This window comes from Yoonia sp. D2-7 (assembly GCF_055809435.1).
The window spans coordinates 355,135-381,021 of sequence record NZ_CM147912.1 but is presented as its reverse complement, the minus strand read 5'-3'; the positions used below and the strand labels follow the sequence as shown (position 1 = coordinate 381,021).

The window sequence follows — 25,887 nt, the reverse complement described above, 5'->3', positions numbered from 1 at the left end:
CCGCAAATTTTAGATATCACTTCTGAGAACGATGATTTCGATCCGGTTGTTGCGGACATCTGTACGGTCTTCGGCGACCGGATCACGGTCCGCTTCACCAGTGGTCCGCATGATTTTTTGGGGATTGTACCCATCCGCTTCGAGGAGTTCGCGCATCTTTGTCGCCCGTGACGTCGACAATTCCCAAACCGAATTATCACGCACAACAATGGGTTGGGTCCGCACATGGGCTTGGATTGCGAGCGGATTATCAACGATCGGTATGATGTCCGCGAGGATTTTGGCGATGTCATAGGCCACAGGCATCGGTTCATCCGTGCCTTCTACAAACAATGACGCATCGGGTAGGTCGTAGAATTCAATCACCAGACCTTCATCAGTTTGACGTGTCACAATGTGACGCAAGGCGAGTTCCGCGATGATGCTTTCGCCACCGCGCCCCATCAGTTCTTCTTCAAGGTTTTCAAGCGCTTTGACCATCGCCTGTTCTTCGCCGCCTGCTTGCGCCTCGTCAGGGGTTTCGGCTGAATTAATCTCTTCGCCGGAATGCCGCATGCTGGCGCCTTCCCCGTCTTTTTGCAGGTTGTCTTGAGAGGTCGTGCTGTCGCCACCGAACATGCCATCACCGCCACCAGAGGTTTTGTTGATCGTCACAGTCGGGGCAAAATAATCGGCCAGCCCAGCGCGTTGTTGTTCGCTGGATGCGTTGAGCAGCCACATCAACATGAAGAACGCCATCATCGCGGTTACGAAGTCGGCGTAGGCCACTTTCCATGCGCCGCCGTGATGACCGCCGCCTTGAATGACCTTCTTCTTCTTAATGATGATCGGACGGTTATCGCCTGCTGCTGCGCTCATTTTGTGCACCCTTTTGTTGACTTGCAGCCAATAAGGGTGCGGCGCGTAAAGAGAGCCTTAAATACTGATTTTTATGAGATTCTTAGTTCTTGCGCAGCGCGTAAATCTCGTCCGGCCCACAGAAATCGATTAAGTCGTAATTGTGTTCGCGCATCAGTTCGACGATCTCGCGGGTGCCGGTGTTGTTTTCGATCGACCACATGCCGACGCGGTGATCCGCAAAGGGAAAGCTTTGCAAAGCAGCCAGTTCGCCACCTTCGATATCAAGCGACACGAAGTCTGGATCAGTGATACCAGCCTCAATCAGGATCGCTGCAAGCGGCTTTGTCGGGACTTCAATTGTGGTTTCTTTGTGGCGCGGGTTGTCGCGGACGCGTTTCAGCATCGCTTCATCGTAGCTATGCGATAAACCACTCATTTGCGTAAAACCTTCGGTAACGGTGATAAATTCGGCCGTTCCTTCCTGATCGGCGACCGCATACCCCAGACAGGGGCAACTGCGTGCCGCTTTGGCCCGTTCCAGATTCGTGGCAACCGGTTCGACCAAAACGCCGGTCCAACCGCGCCATTGTTCAAGAAAAACCGTGTTCGACCCCGTCACGCCATCGTATCCACCGACATCAACAAAGGTGCCGCCCCGTTTCTGGCGAAAATGACGGTCCACGACGACGTCTTGTCCGGCTTGCGACATGAACGCGTAGGCTGGCGTCAGCATTTGCCGGATTTCATGGGCCTTACGATTGAGATCGGCACGCTTGCGGGTCTTTTCTGATTTCAACGCCTGACTGATCTCGGATTGCGCCCTCATCAGTTCACGGCGGATTTCATCCATGCGTCGCTGAGAAATCATGCGTTCTCCGATGGTGAATAATAAGATTTCTCTTCCACGATTGCGGACCCCAGAAGCAGATTGATTTCTTTCTTGATGGCCGCCCGTTCATCGTTTGTCACATAGACGGACCGCGCCAGCGCAACAAAACCGGGTCCAAAGTCGCCGCGCCCTTCGAATTCACGGATATCGTCTTCAATGACCCACAGGTCCGCGTTAATCTGGTACAGGCGTTGCCAAAGCTGCTGAAGCGCATCCGAAGGCGGCAAGGCGCTGTCAGCGACGCCTTGCAGAGCATCAAATTCGTGCCGAACATGAGCCAACTTTTCCAGATCGGTTATGTTTTCCAACTTCAACTGCAGAATTGTGAGTTTATCAATGAGTTCGCCGGGGGCGATTGGTACTAAAATATCGTTCATGCGCGGTCTCCAATTCTGGCACGTAGCGCGGTGCCGACCTCTGCCAATACATCGGTCCATTCTAAGGCTTTGCTCTGACGGAAAAGCCGCATTCCCGGATACCAGTCCGTCGTATCCCCTGCGTGTCGCCACACCCAGAACGGATCCCAATGCAGGATGGTCCAAGTGGGGACGCCGAGGCTACCCGCCAGATGTGCTGTGGCCGTATCGGAGCTGATGACCAGATCCATTTGTTGCATCATCGCGGCGCTATCACCAAAATTACGTTCCGTTGCGGCCGTATCCACGATGAACGCGTCACTTCCGTCCGCATGAAACTTGGCCAATTCAGGACCTTTGTAGAGCGAAAACAATTGCAGACCGGGGATATCCGCCAGCGGCAGGAATTCGGTGTGTGAAAAGGACCGAAAACCATTGCCTTTGTACGTCACAGAACCGGTCCAAACGACGCCGACTTTCATCACGTCTTTGAACGGGGCGACGATTGCTGCAGCCCGTTCATGTGCATCGTCCGGGATCGCCAGACGCGCAGGCGCCGGCACATCGTTTGTATCAGCGAAATGGACGCGGGCCATGTCCATCAGGTTGATCCAGCAATCGACCGCAGCATTTGGTGGCACGGTCGTCCCGACCCAATCCGCAGATTCAAGGTCTTTGAATAGCGGGTAGACCGGTTTTTCAGCCAGAACCCAGACAGTCGCGCCCAGCGCCTTGAGCGCAGGTAGAAACCGCATGAACAATATAGCGTCGCCAAATCCCTGTTCTGGCAGCACAAGGATCGTTTTGCCCTGCAACGGTTCACCCGCCCATTCAGGGAACGGGATGTTGCGCGGCGTCAGTTCATCCGTATTCCAACGGGCCCGATACGTGTCGAAAGCTTCTTTGTATGATCCAGCGCCCAATTGCGCGAATGCCAGCTGCATTTGCAATTCGGTGTCGTCCGGATGATCCGGAATGACGCTGGAAAGGTGATCAATCGCCCCCCGATAGTCACCTTGACCGCGCAAGCACCGCCCGATCATGGCCTTTTGGTTTGTATCATCTGGCCGCTGTTCCAAAATCCAACGACGTGCAGCGATGGACCTGTTGTAGTGGCCTAAATCACTAAGAATATTGGCGTAATTGTTCCGCAGGCCAACGTCGTTCGGCGCATAACGTTGCGCCCGTTCTTGGGCACGCAACGCTTGATGATACTGGCCTTGCTTACGGAACAACGCGCCTAGATTTGACCAAATGGGCCCATCTTCAGGCACTTGCGCAAGATAGGCCGCATAGGCCTGCACGGCATCGGGCGCGCCATCGGTATGCGCCTTGTGGGCCGCACGACGTAATGCTGCTTGGTCTTTTGTTAGAACGCGGGACGCCATGGTTGCTTAACCGCCCGACTTACGTTTGATGGGCTTCACGAGCGTTTCAGGGCGTCGCGCCTCTGCCGCTTCGAACAGCGAAAACGTCTGGTTCACGTAATTCACCGCACCCGAAATCAGTTCCATGTAGTCGGTGAGTTCTGGAGTGACTTCGACCTCTGACACGACAACGCTGCGGTCCTGCGGCATCGTTTCAAAAGTAGCGTAAAACAACGGATCACCGCGGTTGATTTTGATCGGTTTGCTGGTGTCGTGCCATTCAAACGCCCACATCAATGGACGCGGCCAGACATTGATCGGGAACCGTCCACCGAAGATCGTGCCGGGTAGCGGTTCTTTGGCGTAATGCATGAACGGCGCAACCTGCGACATGTAAACCGGTTCATCCGCGATAAAGACGTAGGGCAATTCCAGCTGGATTGACGGCACGCCGGGGTAACGCCATTCGACTTCATTCGTGATGTGCAGCTTTTGGCCAAGTTTGCTGGCCCGCACGGCGCTTGCTTCGCCAGACAGATTACGCAGCACAGGTTTGCCGTCTTTGTCGCGCGCAAAACCGATGTTGATGTCGAAGGGGCATTTGATCGCGAAATACCGGCTTTCTAGATTGATCACAGCCGGACAACGCGACGCGGATTTCGCGTGCTTCTTGTTCACGTCGGCGGATCGGACACGGGTCGGCGGATCGTAAATGATGCCGCCCTTTTGAGTGGTCAGAAACCACCCGACCTGCACAGGTCCAGACCCCGGTTCTGTTCCGCGAGTATTTTCAAAATTCACTGACAACTGCATGTGCTGTCCCTTTTACTGCTCTTCAATGCTACTTTTTTGCAGCTTAGACGGGTGAATATCACCCAATTCGGGCGTTATTTTGTTCTAAGCCGTCAATGGTAAGGAAATCGTATTTCGCCAGAAACAAAAGCGTTCCAAGCGTCGCGGGCAACGAAACACCCGCCTGTAGAGCCACTTGAGCCGCATCAGTTGTCCCCGCCTGCGCCACCAGTTCCGCAATTCGCAGGGTTTGGACATCGGGGAGCAAACGTCGGCGGTACAGATGACGCCCGTTAAGGCTATCCAACAAATGCAATGCCTCGGCGGTCAAAGGTTTGCGATGGGTGACCGTGACGGTCGGCTGCGCCGATTGTGTTGGATAACTGGCGTAAAGCGCGAATGGATCAATCTCTGTTGGATTGGTGGATCGCGTGCCTGCATCGTCAGCGCCCGCAGCCCCGCGCATTTGCGCCAGTTCGTCGGCGAGTTCTTGGTAGCGCGGCACAACATTTGTCCAATCCAGGTTTGATCGCACGTGTCGTACCCCTGCTTGTCCCATCCGCTGCCGTAAATCAGGATTCAGGATCAATTCGGTCAATGCCGTCACATAGGCCCGCATATCGATAACCGTCTGTTGTTCGATCATCATCAGATATTGCAGGTATCCATCGGTGCCATTCGCGAAACGCCTAGCGATATCACGGCCAATCCCACTGGCCGACGCCATCATCGTCGGGATCAGAAATCCGGTTTCACCGTCCAACACCGTGTCGCGGAACCCGTCCCAATCTGGCATCACCACGGGCAAACCAGCGGCCATCGCTTCGACAGGAACGAGGCCAAAGGTTTCCTGGATATTATCAACGGGCAGCGTGAAGATATCCGCACCAGACCAGATCGTCCGACGAATATCCGCATCGCGACCATCAATCATGTGAACCGTGACGGACGGACAAAAGGCAGCCGCACCATCCACATGCAATTGATGTTCATCCGGCGTGCTGGCCCAGCCGACAAGCCAGAACTGGATGTCCTTGCCTGTCGCTTGTGCGATCTCTTCCAAGGCCATGAATAACGGGATCGGATTCGCCTTTTCCACGACGGTCAGGCGGCCCATCGACATGACGACGACGGTGTCTTCGGTTGCACCGTACGTATCGCGAAGCGTTGCCCTTGCATCAGGTTCATGCGCAAAATCTGCCGCATGAATGCCCAACGGGATCATCGGCAACTGCGGGACTGTGACGCGCGACGCGCCAAAATGTGCTTTGATGTAATCGACCTGCTGATCCAATTGCGTTTGCACCACTGATTGCACGGCACGCGATGTGCAAATCAGCGCATCCCACGGTTTGATCGGCTGCAACATCAGATGAAACAGGCTGTCCATCACCCGCTTGGTCGACACCGTATGCGTGATCCCCACGAGCGAACAGGCCGTTACATCCAGATGTTGCCTGCGCCACGCCGCGTCAAGATAGCCCGGGCCGGGGAAAAAGATGGTGCCAAAACGGGTAAAGTCATCGCGCCCGCGCAATGTCAGCCCGTCAATATCGCTTTGCGACCCCATATTGCGCGCGAGGGTCTGAAACGTTTCAATATCGCGTTTCTTTTGCGCCAAAACACGCACCGGATTGTCAGCCGCATGATCAAGGTAGCCCCGCAGAAACGATTGTCCCGCAGATCGGCGACCAACGAGGTCACGCCCATCGCCTTCGATCGCATCCGCATGGAAGAAAAACGCAGTCGGTGATGTAGAACGAGACATGACAAAACCTAAAACAGTGACGTCCCACTGTGTCCACAAATCGCTTTGCGATCAAGCAGGCTGGACCAAGGACGCGTTGCGGGCGACATGTGTAAACTTCAATTTACACTTGCATAGACTCAATATGTCCACTTTAATTGACACATGAGCGTCACATCCACCTTACAGATCTCGCCCACACGGCGATACCCGCAGCCCCGCGCGGTGTTGCAACTGATCAAACCCGTCACATGGTTTCCGCCGATGTGGGCTTACCTATGCGGTGTTGTGTCCGCAGGCGCGATTCCTTCGGGACGCTGGGGTCTGGTGATCTGGGGAATCGTGCTTGCTGGTCCAATCGTATGCGGCATGTCCCAAGCCGCGAATGATTGGTGCGACCGTTTCGTGGACGCGATCAACGAACCGGATCGCCCCATTCCGTCCGGACGCATCCCCGGAACGTGGGGCCTGTGGATCGCCCTTTTTATGACGGTTCTATCACTTTGGGTCGGGTCACTGCTGGGGCCTTGGGGGTTTGGAGCAACGATCCTCGCGGTTATTGCTGCTTGGGCATATTCTGCAGAGCCTATTCGGGCGAAGAAGTCCGGCATCTGGGGCCCCGGATTGTGCGGGCTTGCCTACGAAACGTTGCCTTGGGTCACGGGGGCTGCGGTAATGTCCGCTGGTGCCCCAAGCGGGCCGGTTCTGCTAATCGCGCTGTTCTATGGGATCGGCGCGCATGGGATCATGACGCTGAACGACTTCAAGGCCATTCGCGGTGATCGCCAAATGGGCCTTTCATCGCTGCCTGTGATGTTGGGCGCGGACAAAGCTGCGCGGATTGCCTGTATCGTTATGGTCGCGCCCCAAGTCGCTGTGATCGCGTTGCTGGCTGTCTGGGGCAAACCGTTCCACGCGCTTGGCGTTGTCGCCATGCTGGGCATTCAAATGGGTGCCATGCAAGTGCTGCTGCGCGACCCTGAAGGGCGAACCCCTTGGTATCAAGGCATGGGAATTCTCTTTTACATCAGCGGCATGATGATCGCCGCCTTTGCACTGCGGGGCATTTAGAATGACATTATCATGGCTTCAGATTGTAAGACTTGGCATCGTGCAAATGGCGCTTGGTTCGATTGTCGTGTTGACCACATCCACGCTGAACCGGTTGATGGTGGTAGAGCTATCGCTGCCTGCCGTTTTGCCCGGTTTACTGGTTGCGCTTCACTACGGCATCCAAATGACGCGACCTAAATGGGGGTTCGTATCGGACGCAGGCGGACACCGCACGCAATGGATCATTGGCGGGATGGTTGCTTTGGCCGCAGGCGCAATGCTCGCAGCAGTTGGCGTGTTAGTATTGGCCACATCGTTTGCAATTGGGATAGCGCTTTCGATCGTTGCCTACGCATTGATCGGGCTTGGCGTTGGTGCGTCGGGCACATCGCTTTTGGCGCTATTGGCGACGACAACCGCACCGATGCGCAGGGCGGCAGCCGCGACGATCACGTGGCTCATGATGATCTTTGGGATCGCTGTGTCGGCGGGCGTCGTCGGAACACTGCTTGATCCATACACGCCCGCACTTTTGCTGAAAATCGTAGGCGTTGTGGTGACCGGAGCAGTCGTGATCACCGTGCTCGCCGTCTGGGGCATCGAAAGAAGGCTTGCGATTGTGCGCACGCCTGACGCAACACCGTTTTGGGACGGCATGCGCGACGTCTGGTCGGAACCAAAAGCCCGAAACTTCACATTGTTCGTCTTTCTGTCGATGACCGCATATTTCATGCAGGAACTGATCCTCGAACCCTATGCTGGTTTGGTTTTTGCCTTCACGCCGGGTGAATCGACGTCCTTGTCAGGGGCGCAAAACGGCGGCGTTTTCATCGGGATGCTGACAGTCGGGATCATTGCAACGGGGTTCAAACGCGGATCATTGCGCAATTGGGTCATGGCGGGCTGTATGGGATCGGCCGCAGCATTAGCCGTGATCACTTTACTTGGCCCTATCGGGCCGGGTGCGCCGTTGATGCCAGCGGTCGTCGCACTCGGGTTCTTTAACGGCATGTTCGCGGTCGCGGCCATTGGGTCGATGATGGCACTGGCGGGCGAAGGCCATACACAACGCGAAGGCACCCGCATGGGTCTTTGGGGGGCGGCACAGGCTGTCGCCGCCGGATTCGGCGGACTGATCGGTGCGGCGATGGTCGATTTGTTACGCCTTGCAACGACAGACGCCCAAGCATTTGGATTCGTTTTCATATTTGAAGGCGCATTGTTCATCGCGGCCACATTGATGGCTGCAAAAATCATGGACCGCAGCCCGCCACGGGCTGCAATGGTTCCGGGGGAGTAATCATGACATATGACGTTGTTGTTGTTGGCGGCGGCCCGTCTGGTGCGACCGCAGCTGAAGACCTCGCAAGGTCTGGGCACAAGGTCGCGATGATTGATCGTGATGGACGGATCAAACCGTGTGGCGGGGCAATCCCACCACGCCTGATTGCTGATTTCTTTATCCCTGACGACATGATCGTGGCCAAAGTGAATACGGCTCGCATGATTTCCCCAACGCAACGCCACGTCGATATCCCAATTGAAAACGGCTTTGTGGGGATGGTGGATCGCGAATGCTTTGACCCCTTTCTGCGCAAACGCGCGGTCGCCGCTGGCGTGCATCCTTACACGGGAACATTTACAAAAATTGAACGTGATGCGGAGGGTACGCATGTTCTGTTCCGCGACAAAATCGGCGGCAATACCACGAAACTGACAACCAAACTTGTCATTGGCGCGGATGGCGCGCGGTCCAGTGTGGCCAAAGCCGAAGTCCCCGGCGGTGACAAAATCCCTTATGTCATTGCCTATCACGAGATTATTGAAGCACCGAAAAAGACAGAAACATACGATCCGGAGCGCTGCGATGTGATCTATGATGGCGCGATTTCGCCTGACTTTTACGGCTGGATATTCCCGCACGGTGGGCAGGCCAGCATCGGAATGGGGTCAATGATCAAGTCTGTTGACGTTAAGGTTGCAACCGCATCCTTGCGCGAAACCGCCGGACTGACGGACTGCAAAACCATCCGCAAAGAAGGCGCGCCGATCCCTTTGAAACCCTTGGAACGGTGGGACAATGGCAAGGATGTTGTGCTCGCTGGCGATGCCGCCGGTGTTGTCGCGCCTTCATCTGGCGAAGGCATTTATTACGCTATGGTCGGGGGACGTGTTGCGGCGACGGCTGCTGCGGCCAGCCTCGCGTCCGGACGCGTCAAAGACCTGCAACTGGCGCGGAAGCTGTTCATGCGCGAACATAAGCAAGTGTTCAGGGTTTTGGGTGCGATGCAAAATGCGTATTACCGTTCCGACGAACGCCGCGAACGTTTTGTGTCCCTGTGTCATGATGTCGACGTGCAAAAGCTGACCTTTGAGGCTTATATGAACAAGAAGCTTGTGAAGGCCCGCCCAATGGCCCATTTAAAAATCGGACTGAAAAACTTGGCACATCTCTCTGGACTGGTTTCCGTACTGCGCACATGACGATCATGATCCCGGCCTGGGTAAACGGCACATTGACGCCTGTTGAAAAGCTGGACGCACATGTGCGCGGGTTAAAGCATAAGGCCGTGAGTGTGTTTGTCATGAACCAAGGGCGCGTTCTGATCCAGCAGCGCGCAATGCACAAATACCATACGCCGGGCCTGTGGGCGAATACGTGTTGCACCCATCCGGATTGGGACGAAAACGACGCCGATTGCGCCGTGCGCCGGCTGGACGAAGAGCTTGGTATTAAGGGTCTATTTCCGGTTTACAAAGACACCATCGAATATCGCGCGGATGTCGGTGACGGCCTCATCGAACACGAAGTCGTGGCGGTGTTCGTGGCTGAAGCACAGTCGGACTTAAACATTGCGCCGAACCCTGATGAAGTCATGGCGACGCGTTGGGTTGATATCTACGATCTAGCCGCAGAGGTCGAACGGCATCCCGATAATTATACGCCATGGCTGCGCATTTATTTAGCAGATCATATGTCGCTTATTTTTGGCGATATGGCGCGCGTCGGTTAGGCCGTTAACGCCACCTTATGGTTTCTAAAGGATTATCACCAAAATTGTCCTAATTCAGGTGATTCCCCGTGCCAAGAATATCTAACGGCATCCTTCTTTACGCGTTGCTCTTTTCCGTTCTAGCATCTGTGGTCTCGACCGCTTTGACCCAATTTGGCGCCCTGACGGACGCTACGACGTTGAATTGGCTTCGGATCGGTATGGCGACTGCGATGCCATTTCTGGTTGCTATAGCAACTGTTTGGGCAGGCCAGGCGCAGTCAGATAAGATTACGCCTGATCAACCTGAAACATTGATACTCAAGCCTGAATTTGCCGTGCCTGCACCCCCAGCTGAACCCGAACCGAGTTTCGATTTCACCAATGCACAGGCGACAATCTCAGAAATTAAAAGCAATGCCTTGCGCGTGAACACATCATCGACTGAACGCGTGCATTTCATCGATGATCTCATTCAGAGGTGCGAAAAAATAAATGACGATGTGAGCCATCTTAGCGCAGATGCAGACAACACTTCGTCCGCAATTCAAACCGTACAGACCAATGCACATCAGGTAACAACCAGCATCAGCGATCTGCGCCAAGACACCGCAAATGTTGTTGAAGACGTAACCAAGTTCATCGCGATTGCGCGTGATTTTTCGGCTCAGTTTGCGTCTGTAAAGGACGCAACCGCAGCACTCAACGAATTGGGTATGAAGGTGCGCCTCTTGTCGCTGAACGCATCTGTTGAAGCAGCGCGCGCAGGTGACGCCGGTCGGGGTTTTAGCGTTATCGCTGAAGAAGTACGTGCGCTGGCTGAACAATCGAACATCGACACTGCAACGATTGCGAATGTCTTGGGGACATTAGAAGACACGCTTGAAAGACTAACCAGTCAGGTGAGTAGCGTGGAAACACGATTGCGGCAGGCGTATTCCCAGACTGATAGTAGCGTTCAAGTCGCGGAAGGCGCTGAACAGGAAATCAACGGGCTTAGCCAACAGTTATCCAGCTTTCGCGCCAACATTGCTGCCCAGCTTCCCAGCTTTGCGTCATTGACGCGCGATGTCAGTCAAATCAAAGCCAATACCGAAGCGGCCGTCACCGGATCTGCGCATAACATCACACTTTGCGAAGACGCATTGCGGTATATGTCGCCCGCTGACATCGCTTTTCGGAAAGCTAGCTAGAAACCGACGCACGGCCGCGATGCGCCCGCTGACCCATCGCTTGCAGCGCTGACGCGGCAATATCAACGGCAGCCAACCCTGCGTCGACATACATCGCATCTGGCGCAGCTTGATCAATAAAGCGATCTGGCAAAGTCATGGTCCGCACTTGGCAACGCCCATCAAGAAACCCCTCATTGGCCAGCAGATGAAGGACCATCGCGCCAAACCCGCCTTTCGCGCCCTGTTCGACAGTCACCAGCGCCCGGTGTTGCCGCACTAAGTCGGTGATCATTTTGTAATCCAACGGCTTCGCAAATCTCGCATCAGCAATTGTCACTGAATACCCTTGCGTCTCAATCAATTGGGCGGCCTTTTTGCTTTCACCGAGATGCGCCCCGAACGACAAAATCGCAACGTCTTCGCCCTGCTGCACAATGCGCCCTTTGCCGATTTCAAGAATTTCCCCGCGTGCGGGCAAAGTGACACCTTCGCCTTCGCCACGTGGATACCGGAATGCAATAGGGCTGGTATCGTGGGCGGCCGCTGTCCGCACCATCGACATCAGCTCTGCTTCATCGGCGGCAGCCATGACCACCATGTTTGGCAAGGCAGTCAGATAGCCGATGTCAAAGGCACCCGCATGGGTCGGCCCATCCGCCCCGACCAATCCCGCCCGATCAATCGCAAAACGCACTGGGAGATTTTGCAAAGCAACATCATGCACAACCTGATCGTATCCTCGTTGCAAAAAGGTGGAATAGATCGCGCAAAATGGTTTTAACCCGCTGGCAGCCATTCCCGCTGCAAAGGTCACCCCGTGCTGTTCGGCAATCCCGACATCAAAAACCCTTTTGGGGAATGTGTTGGCCATGATATCAAGGCCGGTACCGGACGGCATTGCCGCAGTCACAGCGACAATTGTAGGATCATGCTGCGCCTCAACGGTTAGTGCGCCTCCAAAAACCTTCGTATAACTTGGCGCATTAGGACGGGATTTCGCCTGCTGGCCCGTGCCAACATCAAATTTGGACACACCGTGGTATTTATCATTGCTGCTTTCTGCAGGCGCGTACCCCTTGCCTTTCACTGTACAGGCGTGAATCAAAACAGGGCCCGTTGCCCGTGTTTTGGCAGTCCGCAATACCTGCAACACTTGGTCCATATCATGGCCATCTATTGGACCGATGTAAGAAAAACCAAGCTCTTCGAATAGCGTGCTTTGCCCGCCCGTCGCACCAGTGACCAACTGCCGTGCCCGTCGCGCGTGGTCACGGAGTGGACCAGGAAGAGCGGCCTCAAACCCTTCGGCCATACGATGCATGTCGCCCAAGGGTGATGCGTAGAGCGAAGACATATATTTCGACATCGCACCCACGGGTGGCGCGATCGACATCTCGTTATCGTTGAGAATGACAAACATGCGTCGCCCTTCAGAACCCGCGTTGTTCATCGCTTCATAGGCCATGCCAGCGCTGATTGATCCATCGCCGATGACCGCAATTGCGTCACCCGTCGGCATTCCCATATCCCGCCCGACAGTAAAGCCAAGGGCGGCCGAAATTGAGGTCGATGAATGCGCCGCGCCAAATGGATCATAGTCGCTTTCGGCGCGTTTTGTGAAACCGGACAGCCCGCCTTCTTGGCGCAGTGTCGTCATGCGGTCACGCCTGCCCGTCAGTATCTTATGGGGGTAGCACTGATGCCCAACATCCCAGACCAATTTGTCCCGCGGCGTATCAAACACCGCGTGGATCGCGACGGCCAATTCCACCACGCCCAATGACGATCCAAGATGGCCACCAGTTTGCGATACAGCTTTGATGACTTCGTTACGCACTTCGTCTGCGAGCGATTTCAAAGCGCTATCAGGCAACCCTTTCAGGTCAGCGGGGCCTGCGATTTTATCGAGGAACGGCGTCGGAAAACGGTTCATTGGAGCCACCTTTCGCAATGAAAAAGGCGCCGCACCAATAGAAAATCTAAAGTTGCGACGCCAAGATCCTGTAGCCAACAGGAGGGAACTGAAAGGGTGTGGACCCCCTCAAGACGGACCGACCAGGGAGGGTGGCCCGACGGCGTAGGTCGCAGGCGGTGGCATCTGCGCCGCCGGCGACCAATGCTTTACGTGATCAGCAAGGGTGCCGTGGGCAGTGCAAGCGACCCTTGCAAGTTAGGATCAGGATTGAATTTGCTGTCTTCCGGCAAGACCTTGCTGATGCCGACCAAGACTGCGAACAGCAACCAAAGTGCGAGGCAAAATACCAAGGCGTACCCCCCACCCTTGAGCATCAAAAAGGTGATGTCGGCTGTCAGTCGGCTGCGCCCGTCCGTGCCAAGGATATCATTATCGTCGCTCATTGCGTTTCTCCTTAATTCACAGGTGCAAAGCCGTGGACCTGCGCCCAGACAAACCAGTTTTCAACAACCGTGCCGGACAGCAGAATGCCGATCCCGCCAGTCAATGGCGTCAACACGGCGAACCACCACGCCCAACGGTGGATACCTTCCATCGTGGCGTTAAAGCCCATGGTCCAGCGCCAGAACAAAGCGGCCCTTTCAGACGCTGTTCCACGATCCACAATCTGTTCGATTTCGCGTTCCCCGCCAAAACGGCTGACCGCAAGGATCGTCGCGCCATGCATCGCAAACAGCAGGGCTGATCCGTACAAGAACGCAATCGAAAGCGCGTGGAACGGATTGTAGAACAGGTTGCCGTGCGTGATGGAGAACAGGTTCGTCCAATCAAGGTGACTGAAGATGCCGTAAGGCACTGCCTCTGACCAACTGCCCATCATGATCGGCCGGATCAAGTTCAACACAAAGATCAACCACAGAAGGGCAGTAAAGGCCCAAGCAACGTGCATCCCCATGCCAAGGGCTGCGGCCCGATTGTACGTCCGGATCCACCATGTGCAGCAGCCGACGAGAAAGAAGAAGCTGGCGATCAGCCACCAACCGCCTTCGGCGAGGGGCGCAAACCCGAGACCATATTCAGGACCGGGCGGTTCGAGTGAAAAGTAGAACAGGTCGCGGGCAAAGACACCGGGGTGGTAACCCGCCTGCGCCCAGAAATTCATCCCGATGATGAAGAACCATGCTGCAAAAGATACGACCGCAACAAGCCCGTATGACCCAAGATGAACGGGACCCAATTGGGCATTTCCGAACCACCCAGCGATGGTGGAAAAGCCCGCACTTTTGGTCCGTTCTCTGTCGGTGGTTGCACCGCCAGAGACGCCCATTTCAGCAGGCCCTTGAACCTGAACTTGGGTGAAGATGTTCTGATACTCAGCCATTGATGCCGCCCTCCAGATTGACCCACCACGGCAGATCGACATACCAATACCACCAGTCAGCCCACACATCGAACCAGACGGTGCCTGAAATCACGATGCAGACCGCCGACCAGAAACCAGCGCTTAACGCGAGGAAAAGGCCAAGCCGGTGAATCCCCAACGGCCCGATCGAATAGCCGATCAGATCGCGGAAATAGGTGTCTTCGTGATCAGGTGATTTAATCTCTGTGCCCTTCGGCGTGTTCACAGCGGACAAGACCAGCGATCCATGCAGCGCCAACGCCACAGCCGTGATCCAGAAGAACGAGATCGCAATCATGTGGGCCGGATTGTAGTGAAAGTTGCCGTAGGCGTAGCCCACGTTGTTCACCCAATCGAGGTGGCTGAAAATACCGTATGGGAACGCGTGCCCCCATGCGCCCAGCAACACCGGACGGATGACGACGAGTGTGACGTAGGCAAGGATTGCGACGCTAAATGCTAAAGGAACATGTATTCCCATGCCTAATTTGCGACAAATCTCAACTTCACGCAGCGCCCAACTACTAAAGGCACCAACAGCACAAATCGTAATCAACTGCCACAAGCCGCCTTCCAATAGCGGTGCGGCGCCCAAGCCGTATTCAAGCGGTGGCGGGTTAATTGATATCAACCACGGGTTCCACGTCGGGCCTTGGCTGGCCCCGTAAAAAATCAAAATCGTCCCAAGGACTGCGAAAAAGAACGTGGTGACCCCAAAGAAGCCCACGTAAAACGGGCCAACCCAGAAGTCGAACAGGTCCCCACCCAACAGGGTGCCGCCCTTGACGCGATACTTTCTCTCAAAACTGAGTTGCGCCATGTGTCTTACTCCATCCATGACAGGCCGCGCGGCCACGCCGGGCCTGTCCTGTCGCTCTCTTCATTGGTGTTTGCTACGGGCGGGCAGATGTTGTCCGCCCGCAGCTTTTTTGAAGGATCACGAGGCGCTTATTCAGCAGCTTCAACTGCGAATGCGCGCTCGAACCAATTTGTCTGGGGGTTGCTGAGCAGGACGAGATGAATCATCGCAGCTAGCAAGAATAGGAATACGCCCTGTGCCACGAACACGCGGCGCGGGTCGAATACCAACCAGATCTTATAGAACTGTGCCATCGATAGGTCTCCTTAACCCCAAGCAAACCAAGGGAGCTTGATGTACGTCAGAAAATGAGCGATGACCGCGACGATCGTGAAGATCGCGAAACCGCTCATATAGACTGAGTGCAGCTCCTGGGCCTGCTCGTCAGTGAGACCTGTGAAAGACAGGTCAGATTTGTCAGCCATGTTTTGTCTCCAAATATTGGTTCTGACACCGCGCACCCCCCGCGGCTGGGTTACGACAGGGGCTCATCCCCTGCCCTAATCCGCCGTACCGAGGGGGGACGACGAAACTATGCGCAGTGATCTCAGGCCGAGAAAATATGCGGCGTAATGATGCGGGCTTGAGTCCATGCCCGTGCGACTGGGCCTTTGTCCGGAAAGGCCATTTGACGCGCAGCGGTCAGCGTCCACGTCAAAGCCGACAGCGGCAATGTCGCCAGAAAGATGATGCCGAAATAGACGTAGTATTCACGCGTCGGCGGGGCCGTCTTTTCGCGCACTAGTGGCGCATCTGTGGTGAAATCGGTCATGATCGTCCTCCCGTTGAAGTCTGCAATGTCTCGACAGTTTCCAGAACCACGCGGTCGGCCCCTGCATCGAGAGCGGCCCGTTCAGCCGCATCACGCAGCGTTTTCGCTGCGGAAATTCGTGTGAGTATTGGATGCGATGCTACGATCTGATCCAACTTGGCCTGCGCATCTGCATCCCAAGGAAAATCGCGCCGCAAGGGCGTCAAAGTGGCATCCGTTTCGTCCATATCCGTAGCCAGCGGCAGGATATGGAACAGGCTGTCAAACAGCCCATTACAGACCTCTTGCAACAGATACGTCGCACCGCTGTAGCCCATGAACGGCGTCCCGGTATGTCGCCGGATCGCCGCGCCAGGAAAACTGGCAGGTATGAAATTCGGCGCAGGCCCAAAGCCCGCTTTCATTTCTGCCATATACATTTTTTCGTTGATCGACCCTAAAACAACCAAGGGCCGCTTTGTGTGGATCAGACTGCGGACTTCGTCGTTATTGGTCTTCTTACCGCGACACCGCGACACCGCAAACGCGCAGGGAAACCCAAGATCGCCTTCAAGATAATTGCGGATGCCACGCGTGTAGGTTTCGGACGCGACAATGCCGAATTCCGCAGTCGCAAAGAAATCCTGCGTGACGGACCGCCACAAATCCCAGACAGGTTTGATCGTCGAATGCTTCTCACGCGCGATGAAGGGCTCGGGATCGAGGCCCGTAAGATCGCCCAAACTGCGCAGGAATTTCGTTGTTGAATCGATACCAAACGGTGCTTGCAGATAGGGTTTCCCCAACACTTCACACAGCCCGCGCCCAAATTCGCGGTACATACAAACGTTAACATCCGCGTTCACCAGATTGCGCATTTCAGCCAGATGCGCACCCAGCGGCATGACCATGTTGATCTCGGCGCCGATGCCTTCGACCAGACGCCGTATCTCTGCCAAATCGGAGGGCATATTGAACGTGCCATACATCGGCCCAAGGATATTCACGCGCGGCTTTGCGGCTTCGTCGCGCTTCTTTTCCGGCGGCATCCGACCCTTGGTCATGCCAAATTCTGTAAAAATCCACGTCATCGCACGATCCGCACATTCCCACTGATCTTCATCAATCGTGCGTGGCAAAAACCGTTGGATATTTGTGCCTTGCGGGGTGACCCCGCCACCGATCATTTCGGCAATTGACCCTGTCACAACGACGGCGGGCAAAGCGGGATCAAGCACGTCCCAAGCGCGTTTCATCGCTTCTTCGGTGCCTTCGCCCATCTCGGTTTCGCCAAGGCCAGTTACGACAATCGGCAATTCGTGCGGCGGCAGGCCGTCGGTGTAATGCAAGACGGACGTCACAGGCAGATTTTCGCAGCCGACTGGGCCGTCGATCACCACTTGCAGGCCTTTGACGGCGCAAAATGCGTAAACAGCACCCCAATATCCGCCCGCGCGATCATGATCGGTGACAAGCATCAGATCATCTCCTGCGCTTTGGCGACGCGGGCTGCTTTGTCGATCTTCTTTTGATGTGCGGCACGGAAATCAGGACGCAAATTCGGGTTATCTGACCAAACGCCAGCTGTGTCGCCCGCGCCGACACCTTCAAAAAACGCCTTCATCTTGTTCATTTTCTCCGCGCCGTTGATGGCCGCGTTGACCACTTGCGCAAGCGACCCTGCCCCGGCAGGCCCCATCAAAGGACGCGCGGAAATCAAGTTCGTGAAGTAAAGCGACGGAATGGCGCGTTCTTTGGCGTGCTGGACGACAGGCGTCGTACCAATCGCGAGATCGGGTTTAATCGCATCAACTGCAGCCAGATCATCCTCGAGCGACGCACGGAATTTCACGGTGACACCTTTGGCTTCAAGCCATGCTGCGTCATCAGCAGACCAAGGTGTTTTCGGGCAAGCCGTGCCGACATATGGCACCTGCGCGCCGCTTTCGATTAGCAGGCGGGCCACCAACAGTTCGGACCCTTCGTAACCGGACAGCGTGATTGTTCCGTTGATCTGGGCACCAGCCAGTGCACCTTTGATTGCAGGCAAAAACGCGTTCTGCGCGGCTGCGATTTGATCCGGTTTGATATTAAATGCGTCACCAATCCCCGCGAGCCACGCTGCCGTCCCGTCGTAGCCGACAGGCGCGGACCCGACAATCGGACGACCTGCCGCCTGAAATTCGCGGATCGACGCGGTGTAGAACGGATGGATCGCGGCAACTGCGCTGCAATCAAGTGCCGCATATAGTTCGCGCCATTCGCGTGTCGGCACAGTTGGACCAGCGGCAAGGCCCATCGGGGCCAACATCGCCCCAATCATCATAGGGTCCGCAGGGAACATTTCGCCTAACAAGGCGACGGTCGGCCGATCAGATTTTCCGCCAACGGGCGCTTGGACCGGTCCTGCGTTAATTTCTTCACGTGCGTAGCTAAGCATGGCCCCCGCGAGGACATCTTTCGCTTCGGCGTGTGTGGGAATGCCGAAACCCGGCACATCAATGCCAACAATCCTGACGCCGTTGATTTCCTTAGGCAAAAGCCGTAATGGCACGCCAGACGCGGTTGGCACACATAGGTTTGTCACAACAATCGCGTCGTATTTGTCGGGATCGGCTATGTCGTGGACGCTGGCGCGAATGTCTTCGAACAACTTGCCCGTTACCAGTGTTTCCGAATTGAACGGCACATAACCCACGGACCGTCGCGCGCCGTAAAAATGGGACACGAACGTCAACCCATAAACGCAACACGCCGACCCGCTCAGCACCGTCGCCACGCGTTTCATTCGCAGCCCAACGCGCAACGACCCAAAGGCAGGACACATGGATTGCGGTTGATCATGCGGACCTTGCGGGTAGTCGCGGGCGAATTGGTCCAGCATTTCGGATTGACCGGCAGCGACTGCGGCAGCTTTCATCGTTGTAGCGCCAGCAGTGCATCCGCCTTGAAGGGCTGTGGTTTCATCGACGTTTGACCGCCCGTCACCAGCCGTGATCTGCACGTTTCCGGCGGCGTCATAGCCCACGTCATAACCTTGGATGTCGTTATCAGCTGTCATGGGCACGCTGTGTTTCTGGCCGATTTTCGGTTTCGCGATCATCTTGCTGCAAACGCGTCGCGATTTCTGGCATGGCTTGTAGCAACAACGCGTAGATGTTTGAGATATCTACATTTTCAGACTCAGACTTCATCATAGATGACCTCCAAGCTTTCTTTGGGTTTCGCGTTTTTGCCGCGCATATCGACGTCAGTTGCTGGGATCAGTTGGTAATCCGCGCCGGTATCTTTGGCGTCGAAAAGGCCCAACAAACCATCTTGATCCAGCGGCGTTGGCCGAACGGGTGGGGCTACGCCAACCGCCTCTGCCAGTCCTTCAAACATTTCACCCCATTGGCTTTGTTTGGTGCCAACGATTTGATAATTTGCTGATTTTTTACGAAGATCGTCGTCCTGCGGGATCGCCGCAAGAACGGGAATATCTACGGCCTTGGCAAATGCTTGCGCTTCGCCTGTTCCATCGTCCTTGTTAATAACAAGACCGGCAACCCCAACGTTACCTCCAAGCTTGCGGAAGTATTCGACTGCCGAACAGACATTGTTAGCAACATATAGCGATTGTAAATCATTAGAGCCTACAAGAATAACTTTCTGCGCCATATCGCGCGCAATCGGCAGACCGAAGCCGCCGCAAACAACGTCGCCCAGAAAATCGAGCAACACATAATCAAAGTCCCAATCGTGGAACCCTAATTTTTCGAGCAATTCGAACCCGTGGATGATCCCGCGACCACCACAACCCCGTCCGACCTCGGGCCCGCCCAGTTCCATTGCAAAAACGCCACCGCGCTTGAAACAGACATCACCGATCTTGACCTCTTCCCCCGCGATCTTCTTTTTCGCAGAGGTTTCGATGATGGTGGGGCAGGCTTTACCGCCGAAAAGCAGACTGGTCGTATCTGACTTGGGGTCACACCCGATCAGCAGCACGCGCTTGCCCATTTCAGCCATCATGTGTGACAGGTTCGCGAGCGTGAACGATTTGCCGATCCCGCCTTTGCCGTAAATGGCGATGATCTGCGTTTTTGAGGTTGGTTCGCCCTGCGGCACTTCCAACGACGGCTCCGCCGCTTCATCACGGAGCGCTTGGTCGTAGTCCTTCAGGTTCGGGATTTCATCCTTCATGCAGCGCTCCAATTCAAAATCATCTTCAGGCATGCGGGGTCCGTGAACGCCGTCGTGTAAGCGTCCGGCGCATTGGCAGCCGTGTCGGTGTGCGTGATCAGGTCATCAAGGCGCAACGTCCCGCTTTCGACCAAAGCCTTCGTCGCAGTCATGTCGTCAGCGACCCATTCTGACGCGATCCGCAAACGCGCCTCTTTCATAAAGGCAGGCGGAAACGCAAAACTGATCGGGGCCGTATAGAAACCCGCCAGAACAATTTCGCCGCCCTTAGCGATACGGCCCATCAGGTCATTCAACAGGCCGGCATCACCGGAGGCATCGTAGATCGACCGGTAGTCGCGGCGCGCGTCATCTTCGGGGCGCACAACATCGTACCTATCCGCCCCATGCATGCGGGCCGGATCAATTTCCCAAACTGTCGGGGCAGGCGCACCGGCGGCAACCGTCAAACGGGCCAAGAGCCGCCCCAAGACACCGTGCCCGACAATCAGGTCAGGAACCGCCTTTCCTTCACCAGCCATGGCATGTCGCGCAGTCGCGGCAAGCGCTAGCAACGCGCCAGCAGCCCCCAGACCGCGATCAATCCGCGTCACACGGTCCGCATCGGTGACAAGAGTCGCCGCGGCAGCGCCAAACAGACCAAACGCACCTTCGTAACAACTGGCACCCGGTACAAACACATGTTCGCCGACCCGAAAACCGGAATCGCGACCCACCTCGACGACCTCACCAGCCGCTTCGTAGCCCGGGATCAACGGGTACCCCATGCCCGGAAACGGCGGCATGTCACCTGACCAAAACAGTTTTTCAGTACCGGTAGAGATGCCAGAATGGCGGACGGCGACAACAATATCGGTCGCAGTTGGCGGCGTCATACCCACGACATCAAGATCAAGCTTGCCCGGTGCGTTTAAGATAACCGCCTGCGTTTCCAACTATTTCTCCCCGTCGCGGTGCGTGAATCACGATGCGACATTTTGTCTTTGTGTCAGTTTAGCCTGACACATCACTATGTCAATCATTATGGACAGCACTTGTGTCAGGCTGGCTTTACAGCGACGACAGCGGACGTGATGAAACGACGCTTCGCACGGGGGATTTGGACATCGGTGAAACCTGCATCGGATAGCAACGCTGCGATTTCGGCAGACGACCGCGCGCGTCCTGTCCGCATCGCCATGCAATACAGTGCGAAATAGGCATCTCCGGCCTTTTCCGGCTGTACCCCGCCCGTCATCGGTTCAGAAATCAGGACCCGTCCTGCTGCCGGTAACGCCGCAAAAACCGCGCGTAAAAGCCGCCGAACTGTGTCGTCGTCGTGATCGTAAAGCACCCGCACCAGACTGATCATGTCGGCATCATCAGGCAAAGGATCGTTGCGAAATGACCCCGAAACGATGCGCGTGCGCCCGGTCAAACCAAGCTTATCGAATCGATCCTGCGCAAAAGGCGCAACGGCAGGCAGGTCAAACAGCGTCAGGTTCATATCGCCATAGCGCGCGCCGACAGCAGACAAAAACGCACCCGTTCCGCCGCCAACATCCATCAAACGGCGCACCCCGTGAAGCGGGACAATATCCAAGGTGTCGGCGGCAACCAAAGACTGACTATCAGCCATCAATTCCGAATAGCGCGCGGTGACTGACGCATCCGTCGCACCATCTGCGCCGAACACGTAAGGCCAAAATGCGGCTAGTTCTGTTTCGGTTTCACCGCGAAAAAACGCAACTGGATCAGATAAATCACGGTAAAGGACATCATGATGGGCGATCATCCCCTGTAGACCGGGCACCCCAGCAAGCGCTGCACCCCTGCTCGTCAAACCGATCAAGCCGTCGCGTCGTACCTTAACCAGCTTTAGCGCAGCAGCGCCGTTGATTAGGACAATCATCCGTTCATTCGGAACGTTGCAAGCACGTGCCAGCGCATCGGCTGGCATTGGTTGTTCAAGCAGCAAATCAGGCAATTGAAATTTTACGACGGCCTGCAAAATCTGCGCATGACAAAACCCCGCGACGATATCAAACATCGCCTCGCCTTCGCGCCGCACCAACCGTCGCGTCAGCGGGAAACGCGCCGCCCATGTCTGGAATTTCGGGTTCGCCAGAAGACGCAACCAGCGGCTGGTCTTAGGTCCGCTCTGCGTGGTCACTTTATCGGCTGGAAATGCGGTGTCCGCCATTATTCGCCCGCAACACGCGGCCGTCGTGCATCTGCAGGAACCAATCGATCCGCATAAGCGCGCACCATTTGAGCCAAGGCGGCTTCCCCCGGACAAGCGGGAATGGACGAAATTGCCCCGCCCAAAATGTTATCGAACCGTTGGATCGCACCCTGCACGCCGTAAACAGCAACAGCATTTGGACGCCCATGCAGATCATCCTGACCTGCGGGTTTGCCCAGTGTTACCTCATCACATAAGGCGTCCCGTAAATCGTCTGCGACCTGAAACGCCTCGCCAATACGCGCACCCAATTCTTCCCATGGTCCCGGTTCTTGTCCAGCGGCCACCGCCCCCATCTGCGTCGCCGCAATGAACAATGCACCTGTTTTTGCTTGGTGATAGGCGGAAAGATCAATCGTCGCTTCGCTTTCCCATCCCTGCCCCGCACAAATCCCAAAGGGCATTCCCGTTCGGGTGCCCAAGATATCGATCAGGCCTAAGGTGCGCTGTGGCACATCGCCTGCAGCGCGGGCCAAAATCTGAAACCCCATGACAATCAAACTATCGCCCGCCAAAACCGCTAGCGGTTCGGAAAACGCTTTGTGCAGTGCGGGTTTACCGCGCCGCATGTCCGCATCATCGAAGCAAGGCAGATCGTCGTGCACGAGGCTGGCGCAATGAATAAGTTCAAGCGCCACGCCAGCGGCATTTGTCAACGCGGGCCTGTCGTCTCCACAGGCTAAAGCAACCGACGTCAAGATCGTCGGTCGAATGCGCGCACCACCCGGCGTGACCGCATAGTTCAGCGCAGCGGACAATTTGGCTGGCGCGACCCCGCCCTGCCCCGACCGAATAGCGTCTGCCATCGTCGCATCGATCCGTTCCGCTATCTTCATGATATCCTCGTGTGTCACTTACGCATGACAGCGTATATGTAAACTAAACTGGACATATTACTGCAACGAGTCAACACTCTGGACAGGAGCAGTCATGAAAACACCATCGGTCATCATCATCGGCGCGGGCATCGGCGGGTTAGCCACAGCGCTGCGATTGGCGCACGTGGGCTATGAGGTGACGGTGTTGGAAGCCCACAGCGGACCGGGCGGGAAAATGCGGACGGTGCCATCTGCCGCGGGGCCGATTGATGCGGGTCCAACCGTGTTGACGATGAAACATGTGTTCGAAGATCTGTTCGCGGATGTGGGCGAAACACTAAGCGACCACATCACGTTACAACCGCTTGATACCTTGGCGCGCCACTACTGGGACGACGGTCAAACGCTTGACCTGATGGCAGATATCGACGCGTCAGCAGAGGAGATCGAACAAGCATTGGGCATCCGCGCCCGCGAAGAATTCCTGACCTTTTCAGACCGCGCGAGGCGTCTGTTTTCGGCTTTTGACGCACCGATGATGCAGCATCCGTCGCCGCAGCCGATGGCGCTTGCGAAATGCGTCTTGCGGCAACCGAAACTGGTGGCTGACATGGCACCGCACCGGTCGCTGCATACACTGCTGCGCAACTCTTTCAGCGATCCGAAATTGGTGCAGCTCTTTGGCCGGTACGCCACATATGTCGGCGGATCACCGTTTCAGTCGCCAGCCCTTCTTTCGCTGATCTGGCATGCGGAAGCCGCAGGAGTCTGGTCGGTCAAAAGCGGCATGCATCAGATCGCGCAGACAATCGCCGCCCTAGCAGAGACGAAAGGCGCGACGTTTCATTACGACACACCAGCATTGCGGATCAGCCAACAAGGCGGAAGGGCCGCTGGCGTTGAAACCCCTACAGGGCGCATCTGTGCTGACGCTGTCATTTTCAACGGCGATCCCCGCGCTTTGCAAACGGGCCTGCTGGGGGACGCAATCACGTCAGCCGTGCCAGAAGTGTCCGTCGCACCAAGGAGCTTGTCGGCACATGTTCATACCTTTGCCGCGACCCCGAAAGGCTTACCTTTGGCGCATCACACGGTATTTTTCGCGCAAAACGAACGCGCCGAATTTGAAGCCCTATCCGCCGGACGCACACCTGATGATGCGACCCTTTATCTGTGTTCGCAGGACCACCCCGAAACAGGTACGGGCCGCATTGAGATTATTCGCAACGCACCCCCCGATCTGTCGCAATCGCCAAAGGAGATCGCAGAATGTCACGCGCAGACTTTCCAAAGGTTAGAGGCATTTGGCCTCACGTTCGATCACGCGCCGCAAGTGGACGCGCTGACCACGCCACAAGACTTTGCGACGCTGTTTCCCGGCAGTCTGGGGTCCCTTTACGGGCGGTCCCCACGTGGAATGATGGCAGCTTTCAAACGTCCGACGGCACGCACCCGGATCAAGGGGCTGTACCTGTGCGGCGGCGGGGCACATCCGGGGGCGGGGGTGCCGATGGCGACGCTCTCAGGACGGCACGTGGCAGACGCGATCATGACCGACCTTACTTTGACCTCGCGGTTCCGTCAGATGGCTATGCATGGTGGTATGTCGACGGCATAAGCGCGTGCGGGACAAAGGCCGTCTCCGTCATCGGCTTTATCGGGTCGGTTTTTTCGCCGTGGTACAAATGGTCAGGGCGGCGCGACCCTGCGAACCACTGCTGCATCAACGTCGCGACCTATGGCAAGGGCGGGCGTTTCACCATGACGGACAGGGGGCGCGACGCGCTGCGCACGTCCGTTGACACGCTGCAAGTTGGCCCATCAGAGATGCACTGGGATGGTAATAAGCTGATCATTTCGATCAACGAGATCAGCAGCTTACCGCTTGTGTCACGCGTGCGAGGGACAATCACCGTAACACCCAAAGCGATCACATCGGTCGAATTAGCGCTGACCGAAGATGGCGCACATATCTGGCGGCCATTTGCACCGGATAGCGACATATCAGTGGCGTTAGAAGCGGAGGGTTGGCAATGGGACGGGCACGGGTATTTCGATGCGAACTTCGGGACACGTGCGCTTGAAACAGACTTTTCATTCTGGACATGGGGGCGGTATCCGACTGCTGCCGGTGCGACCTGTATCTATGATGCACAACGGCGCGATGGCACTGTCATTGATACCGCAATTGCATTTGATCGAACGGGCGCTGCGCAGTTGATTGACGCACCGCCAGCAGTGCCATTCAAACGGTCACTTTGGCAGGTCAAACGCACAACGCGGGCCGACGTCGGCGTCGTGCCTAAACAAGTGCTGCCGATGCTAGATGCGCCATTCTATTCGCGGTCTGCCGTTCAAACCCAAATCAATGGCGAAGTCGTCACCGGCGTACACGAAGCGTTAGATTTGGACCGTTTTAGATCGCCGTTTCTGAAGCCGATGCTGGCCTGTCGTGTTCCACGTCGGGCGGCTTGGGCGTGGTGAAACCTTCCCCGCGGGGAAGACGCCCGTTGCGGTTACA

27 protein-coding genes are annotated in these 25,887 nt (G+C 56.1%); 7 read left to right on the top strand and 20 right to left on the bottom strand.

Features of this window, described 5'->3' with window-relative positions; all coding sequences use genetic code 11:
• Nucleotides 1-9 precede the first annotated feature (9 nt).
• The 6 genes from AC0L7R_RS01730 to AC0L7R_RS01705 all read right to left on the bottom strand — a co-directional run bounded on the left by AC0L7R_RS01730 (nucleotide 10) and on the right by AC0L7R_RS01705 (nucleotide 6,012).
• On the bottom strand, nucleotides 10-858 hold the full coding sequence (locus AC0L7R_RS01730) for a flagellar motor protein MotB (protein ID WP_473658538.1): 849 nt from the start codon (nucleotides 856-858) through the stop codon (nucleotides 10-12).
• A gap of 82 nt (nucleotides 859-940) precedes the next feature.
• Nucleotides 941-1,708 carry an FkbM family methyltransferase gene (locus tag AC0L7R_RS01725; protein ID WP_473658537.1) on the bottom strand — a complete coding sequence of 256 codons (768 nt, stop codon included), beginning with the start codon at nucleotides 1,706-1,708 and terminating at the stop codon, nucleotides 941-943.
• A complete protein-coding gene (locus AC0L7R_RS01720) occupies nucleotides 1,705-2,106 on the bottom strand; it encodes a DUF6165 family protein (RefSeq protein WP_473658536.1) in 402 nt (133 codons plus the stop codon). Before AC0L7R_RS01720 ends, AC0L7R_RS01725 begins: the two co-directional genes overlap by 4 nt.
• Complete coding sequence (locus AC0L7R_RS01715) at nucleotides 2,103-3,473, bottom strand: tetratricopeptide repeat protein (RefSeq protein WP_473658535.1); 1,371 nt, start codon at nucleotides 3,471-3,473, stop codon at nucleotides 2,103-2,105. The genes AC0L7R_RS01720 and AC0L7R_RS01715 overlap by 4 nt, the downstream gene beginning before the upstream one ends.
• 6 nt (nucleotides 3,474-3,479) lie before the next feature.
• Nucleotides 3,480-4,265: a hypothetical protein gene (locus AC0L7R_RS01710; protein WP_473658534.1), complete on the bottom strand. Its 786-nt coding sequence runs from the start codon at nucleotides 4,263-4,265 to the stop codon at nucleotides 3,480-3,482.
• A gap of 58 nt (nucleotides 4,266-4,323) precedes the next feature.
• Nucleotides 4,324-6,012, bottom strand: coding sequence for a glycosyltransferase (locus AC0L7R_RS01705; protein WP_473658533.1), 1,689 nt, complete (start codon nucleotides 6,010-6,012; stop codon nucleotides 4,324-4,326).
• A gap of 144 nt (nucleotides 6,013-6,156) precedes the next feature.
• On the opposite strand from AC0L7R_RS01705, the gene chlG reads away from it, so the two are divergent.
• From chlG to AC0L7R_RS01680, 5 genes are all read left to right on the top strand, one after another.
• Nucleotides 6,157-7,062, top strand: coding sequence for a chlorophyll synthase ChlG (gene chlG, locus AC0L7R_RS01700; protein WP_473658532.1), 906 nt, complete (start codon nucleotides 6,157-6,159; stop codon nucleotides 7,060-7,062).
• Between the two features lies 1 nt (nucleotide 7,063).
• Nucleotides 7,064-8,344: a PucC family protein gene (locus AC0L7R_RS01695; protein WP_473658531.1), complete on the top strand. Its 1,281-nt coding sequence runs from the start codon at nucleotides 7,064-7,066 to the stop codon at nucleotides 8,342-8,344.
• Nucleotides 8,345-8,346: 2 nt separating this feature from the next.
• Nucleotides 8,347-9,528: a geranylgeranyl diphosphate reductase gene (locus AC0L7R_RS01690; protein ID WP_473658530.1), complete on the top strand. Its 1,182-nt coding sequence runs from the start codon at nucleotides 8,347-8,349 to the stop codon at nucleotides 9,526-9,528.
• A complete protein-coding gene (gene idi, locus AC0L7R_RS01685; protein WP_473658529.1) occupies nucleotides 9,525-10,058 on the top strand; it encodes an isopentenyl-diphosphate Delta-isomerase in 534 nt (177 codons plus the stop codon). Before AC0L7R_RS01690 ends, idi begins: the two co-directional genes overlap by 4 nt.
• A 68-nt stretch (nucleotides 10,059-10,126) precedes the next feature.
• Nucleotides 10,127-11,230, top strand: a complete 1,104-nt coding sequence (locus tag AC0L7R_RS01680) for a methyl-accepting chemotaxis protein (RefSeq protein ID WP_473658528.1) — start codon at nucleotides 10,127-10,129, stop codon at nucleotides 11,228-11,230.
• Here the strand turns inward: AC0L7R_RS01680 and dxs are convergent.
• From dxs to AC0L7R_RS01610, 14 genes are all read right to left on the bottom strand, one after another.
• Entirely contained in the window at nucleotides 11,223-13,145 is a 1,923-nt protein-coding gene (gene dxs, locus AC0L7R_RS01675) for a 1-deoxy-D-xylulose-5-phosphate synthase (RefSeq protein ID WP_473658527.1), read from the bottom strand. The genes AC0L7R_RS01680 and dxs overlap by 8 nt on opposite strands.
• Before the next feature lie 188 nt (nucleotides 13,146-13,333).
• Nucleotides 13,334-13,570, bottom strand: a complete 237-nt coding sequence (gene pufX / locus AC0L7R_RS01670) for an RC-LH1 core complex protein PufX (RefSeq protein ID WP_247127850.1) — start codon at nucleotides 13,568-13,570, stop codon at nucleotides 13,334-13,336.
• 11 nt (nucleotides 13,571-13,581) lie between these two features.
• Nucleotides 13,582-14,508, bottom strand: coding sequence for a photosynthetic reaction center subunit M (gene pufM, locus AC0L7R_RS01665; protein ID WP_473658526.1), 927 nt, complete (start codon nucleotides 14,506-14,508; stop codon nucleotides 13,582-13,584).
• Nucleotides 14,501-15,349, bottom strand: a complete 849-nt coding sequence (pufL, locus tag AC0L7R_RS01660; protein ID WP_247127852.1) for a photosynthetic reaction center subunit L — start codon at nucleotides 15,347-15,349, stop codon at nucleotides 14,501-14,503. The genes pufM and pufL overlap by 8 nt, the downstream gene beginning before the upstream one ends.
• Nucleotides 15,350-15,477: 128 nt before the next feature.
• The gene (gene pufA, locus AC0L7R_RS01655; protein WP_247127853.1) at nucleotides 15,478-15,642 is read right to left on the bottom strand and encodes a light-harvesting antenna LH1, alpha subunit; all 165 of its coding nucleotides are present in this window, start codon (nucleotides 15,640-15,642) and stop codon (nucleotides 15,478-15,480) included.
• 12 nt (nucleotides 15,643-15,654) lie between these two features.
• Nucleotides 15,655-15,813: a light-harvesting antenna LH1, beta subunit gene (pufB, locus tag AC0L7R_RS01650; RefSeq protein WP_473658525.1), complete on the bottom strand. Its 159-nt coding sequence runs from the start codon at nucleotides 15,811-15,813 to the stop codon at nucleotides 15,655-15,657.
• Between the two features lie 122 nt (nucleotides 15,814-15,935).
• Nucleotides 15,936-16,160: a cytochrome PufQ gene (gene pufQ, locus AC0L7R_RS01645; RefSeq protein ID WP_247127855.1), complete on the bottom strand. Its 225-nt coding sequence runs from the start codon at nucleotides 16,158-16,160 to the stop codon at nucleotides 15,936-15,938.
• A complete protein-coding gene (gene bchZ / locus AC0L7R_RS01640; protein WP_473658524.1) occupies nucleotides 16,157-17,617 on the bottom strand; it encodes a chlorophyllide a reductase subunit Z in 1,461 nt (486 codons plus the stop codon). Before bchZ ends, pufQ begins: the two co-directional genes overlap by 4 nt.
• The gene (bchY, locus tag AC0L7R_RS01635; RefSeq protein ID WP_473658522.1) at nucleotides 17,617-19,200 is read right to left on the bottom strand and encodes a chlorophyllide a reductase subunit Y; all 1,584 of its coding nucleotides are present in this window, start codon (nucleotides 19,198-19,200) and stop codon (nucleotides 17,617-17,619) included. The genes bchZ and bchY overlap by 1 nt, the downstream gene beginning before the upstream one ends.
• The gene (locus tag AC0L7R_RS01630) at nucleotides 19,190-19,336 is read right to left on the bottom strand and encodes a hypothetical protein (protein ID WP_473658520.1); all 147 of its coding nucleotides are present in this window, start codon (nucleotides 19,334-19,336) and stop codon (nucleotides 19,190-19,192) included. The genes bchY and AC0L7R_RS01630 overlap by 11 nt, the downstream gene beginning before the upstream one ends.
• A complete protein-coding gene (locus AC0L7R_RS01625; RefSeq protein ID WP_473658518.1) occupies nucleotides 19,323-20,324 on the bottom strand; it encodes a chlorophyllide a reductase iron protein subunit X in 1,002 nt (333 codons plus the stop codon). The genes AC0L7R_RS01630 and AC0L7R_RS01625 overlap by 14 nt, the downstream gene beginning before the upstream one ends.
• Nucleotides 20,321-21,259, bottom strand: a complete 939-nt coding sequence (bchC, locus tag AC0L7R_RS01620) for a chlorophyll synthesis pathway protein BchC (protein WP_473658516.1) — start codon at nucleotides 21,257-21,259, stop codon at nucleotides 20,321-20,323. Before bchC ends, AC0L7R_RS01625 begins: the two co-directional genes overlap by 4 nt.
• 104 nt (nucleotides 21,260-21,363) lie before the next feature.
• Complete coding sequence (locus tag AC0L7R_RS01615; RefSeq protein ID WP_473658514.1) at nucleotides 21,364-22,506, bottom strand: methyltransferase; 1,143 nt, start codon at nucleotides 22,504-22,506, stop codon at nucleotides 21,364-21,366.
• Nucleotides 22,506-23,384: a polyprenyl synthetase family protein gene (locus AC0L7R_RS01610; protein WP_473658513.1), complete on the bottom strand. Its 879-nt coding sequence runs from the start codon at nucleotides 23,382-23,384 to the stop codon at nucleotides 22,506-22,508. The genes AC0L7R_RS01615 and AC0L7R_RS01610 overlap by 1 nt, the downstream gene beginning before the upstream one ends.
• A gap of 94 nt (nucleotides 23,385-23,478) precedes the next feature.
• Here AC0L7R_RS01610 and crtD point away from each other — a divergent pair, with 94 nt between their 5' ends.
• Together crtD and crtC are read left to right on the top strand one after the other, a co-directional pair.
• A complete protein-coding gene (crtD, locus tag AC0L7R_RS01605) occupies nucleotides 23,479-24,984 on the top strand; it encodes a 1-hydroxycarotenoid 3,4-desaturase CrtD (protein WP_473658511.1) in 1,506 nt (501 codons plus the stop codon).
• Entirely contained in the window at nucleotides 24,981-25,850 is an 870-nt protein-coding gene (gene crtC / locus AC0L7R_RS01600; protein ID WP_348107096.1) for a carotenoid 1,2-hydratase, read from the top strand. The genes crtD and crtC overlap by 4 nt, the downstream gene beginning before the upstream one ends.
• The last annotated feature ends 37 nt before the right edge of the window (nucleotides 25,851-25,887 follow it).

Excerpts from the sequence above, each read along its gene's own strand:
- AC0L7R_RS01730 (WP_473658538.1), bottom strand. The coding sequence starts at position 858 with ATGAGCGCAGCAGCAGGCGATAACCGTCCGATCATCATTAAGAAGAAG.
- AC0L7R_RS01725 (WP_473658537.1), bottom strand. The coding sequence starts at position 1,708 with ATGATTTCTCAGCGACGCATGGATGAAATCCGCCGTGAACTGATGAGG.
- AC0L7R_RS01720 (WP_473658536.1), bottom strand. The coding sequence starts at position 2,106 with ATGAACGATATTTTAGTACCAATCGCCCCCGGCGAACTCATTGATAAA.
- AC0L7R_RS01715 (WP_473658535.1), bottom strand. The coding sequence starts at position 3,473 with ATGGCGTCCCGCGTTCTAACAAAAGACCAAGCAGCATTACGTCGTGCG.
- AC0L7R_RS01710 (WP_473658534.1), bottom strand. The coding sequence starts at position 4,265 with ATGCAGTTGTCAGTGAATTTTGAAAATACTCGCGGAACAGAACCGGGG.
- AC0L7R_RS01705 (WP_473658533.1), bottom strand. The coding sequence starts at position 6,012 with ATGTCTCGTTCTACATCACCGACTGCGTTTTTCTTCCATGCGGATGCG.
- chlG (WP_473658532.1), top strand. The coding sequence starts at position 6,157 with ATGAGCGTCACATCCACCTTACAGATCTCGCCCACACGGCGATACCCG.
- AC0L7R_RS01695 (WP_473658531.1), top strand. The coding sequence starts at position 7,064 with ATGACATTATCATGGCTTCAGATTGTAAGACTTGGCATCGTGCAAATG.
- AC0L7R_RS01690 (WP_473658530.1), top strand. The coding sequence starts at position 8,347 with ATGACATATGACGTTGTTGTTGTTGGCGGCGGCCCGTCTGGTGCGACC.
- idi (WP_473658529.1), top strand. The coding sequence starts at position 9,525 with ATGACGATCATGATCCCGGCCTGGGTAAACGGCACATTGACGCCTGTT.
- dxs (WP_473658527.1), bottom strand. The coding sequence starts at position 13,145 with ATGAACCGTTTTCCGACGCCGTTCCTCGATAAAATCGCAGGCCCCGCT.
- pufX (WP_247127850.1), bottom strand. The coding sequence starts at position 13,570 with ATGAGCGACGATAATGATATCCTTGGCACGGACGGGCGCAGCCGACTG.
- pufM (WP_473658526.1), bottom strand. The coding sequence starts at position 14,508 with ATGGCTGAGTATCAGAACATCTTCACCCAAGTTCAGGTTCAAGGGCCT.
- pufL (WP_247127852.1), bottom strand. The coding sequence starts at position 15,349 with ATGGCGCAACTCAGTTTTGAGAGAAAGTATCGCGTCAAGGGCGGCACC.
- pufA (WP_247127853.1), bottom strand. The coding sequence starts at position 15,642 with ATGGCACAGTTCTATAAGATCTGGTTGGTATTCGACCCGCGCCGCGTG.
- pufB (WP_473658525.1), bottom strand. The coding sequence starts at position 15,813 with ATGGCTGACAAATCTGACCTGTCTTTCACAGGTCTCACTGACGAGCAG.
- pufQ (WP_247127855.1), bottom strand. The coding sequence starts at position 16,160 with ATGACCGATTTCACCACAGATGCGCCACTAGTGCGCGAAAAGACGGCC.
- bchZ (WP_473658524.1), bottom strand. The coding sequence starts at position 17,617 with ATGCTTGTCACCGATCATGATCGCGCGGGCGGATATTGGGGTGCTGTT.
- bchY (WP_473658522.1), bottom strand. The coding sequence starts at position 19,200 with ATGACAGCTGATAACGACATCCAAGGTTATGACGTGGGCTATGACGCC.
- AC0L7R_RS01630 (WP_473658520.1), bottom strand. The coding sequence starts at position 19,336 with ATGATGAAGTCTGAGTCTGAAAATGTAGATATCTCAAACATCTACGCG.
- AC0L7R_RS01625 (WP_473658518.1), bottom strand. The coding sequence starts at position 20,324 with ATGAAGGATGAAATCCCGAACCTGAAGGACTACGACCAAGCGCTCCGT.
- AC0L7R_RS01615 (WP_473658514.1), bottom strand. The coding sequence starts at position 22,506 with ATGGCGGACACCGCATTTCCAGCCGATAAAGTGACCACGCAGAGCGGA.
- AC0L7R_RS01610 (WP_473658513.1), bottom strand. The coding sequence starts at position 23,384 with ATGAAGATAGCGGAACGGATCGATGCGACGATGGCAGACGCTATTCGG.
- crtD (WP_473658511.1), top strand. The coding sequence starts at position 23,479 with ATGAAAACACCATCGGTCATCATCATCGGCGCGGGCATCGGCGGGTTA.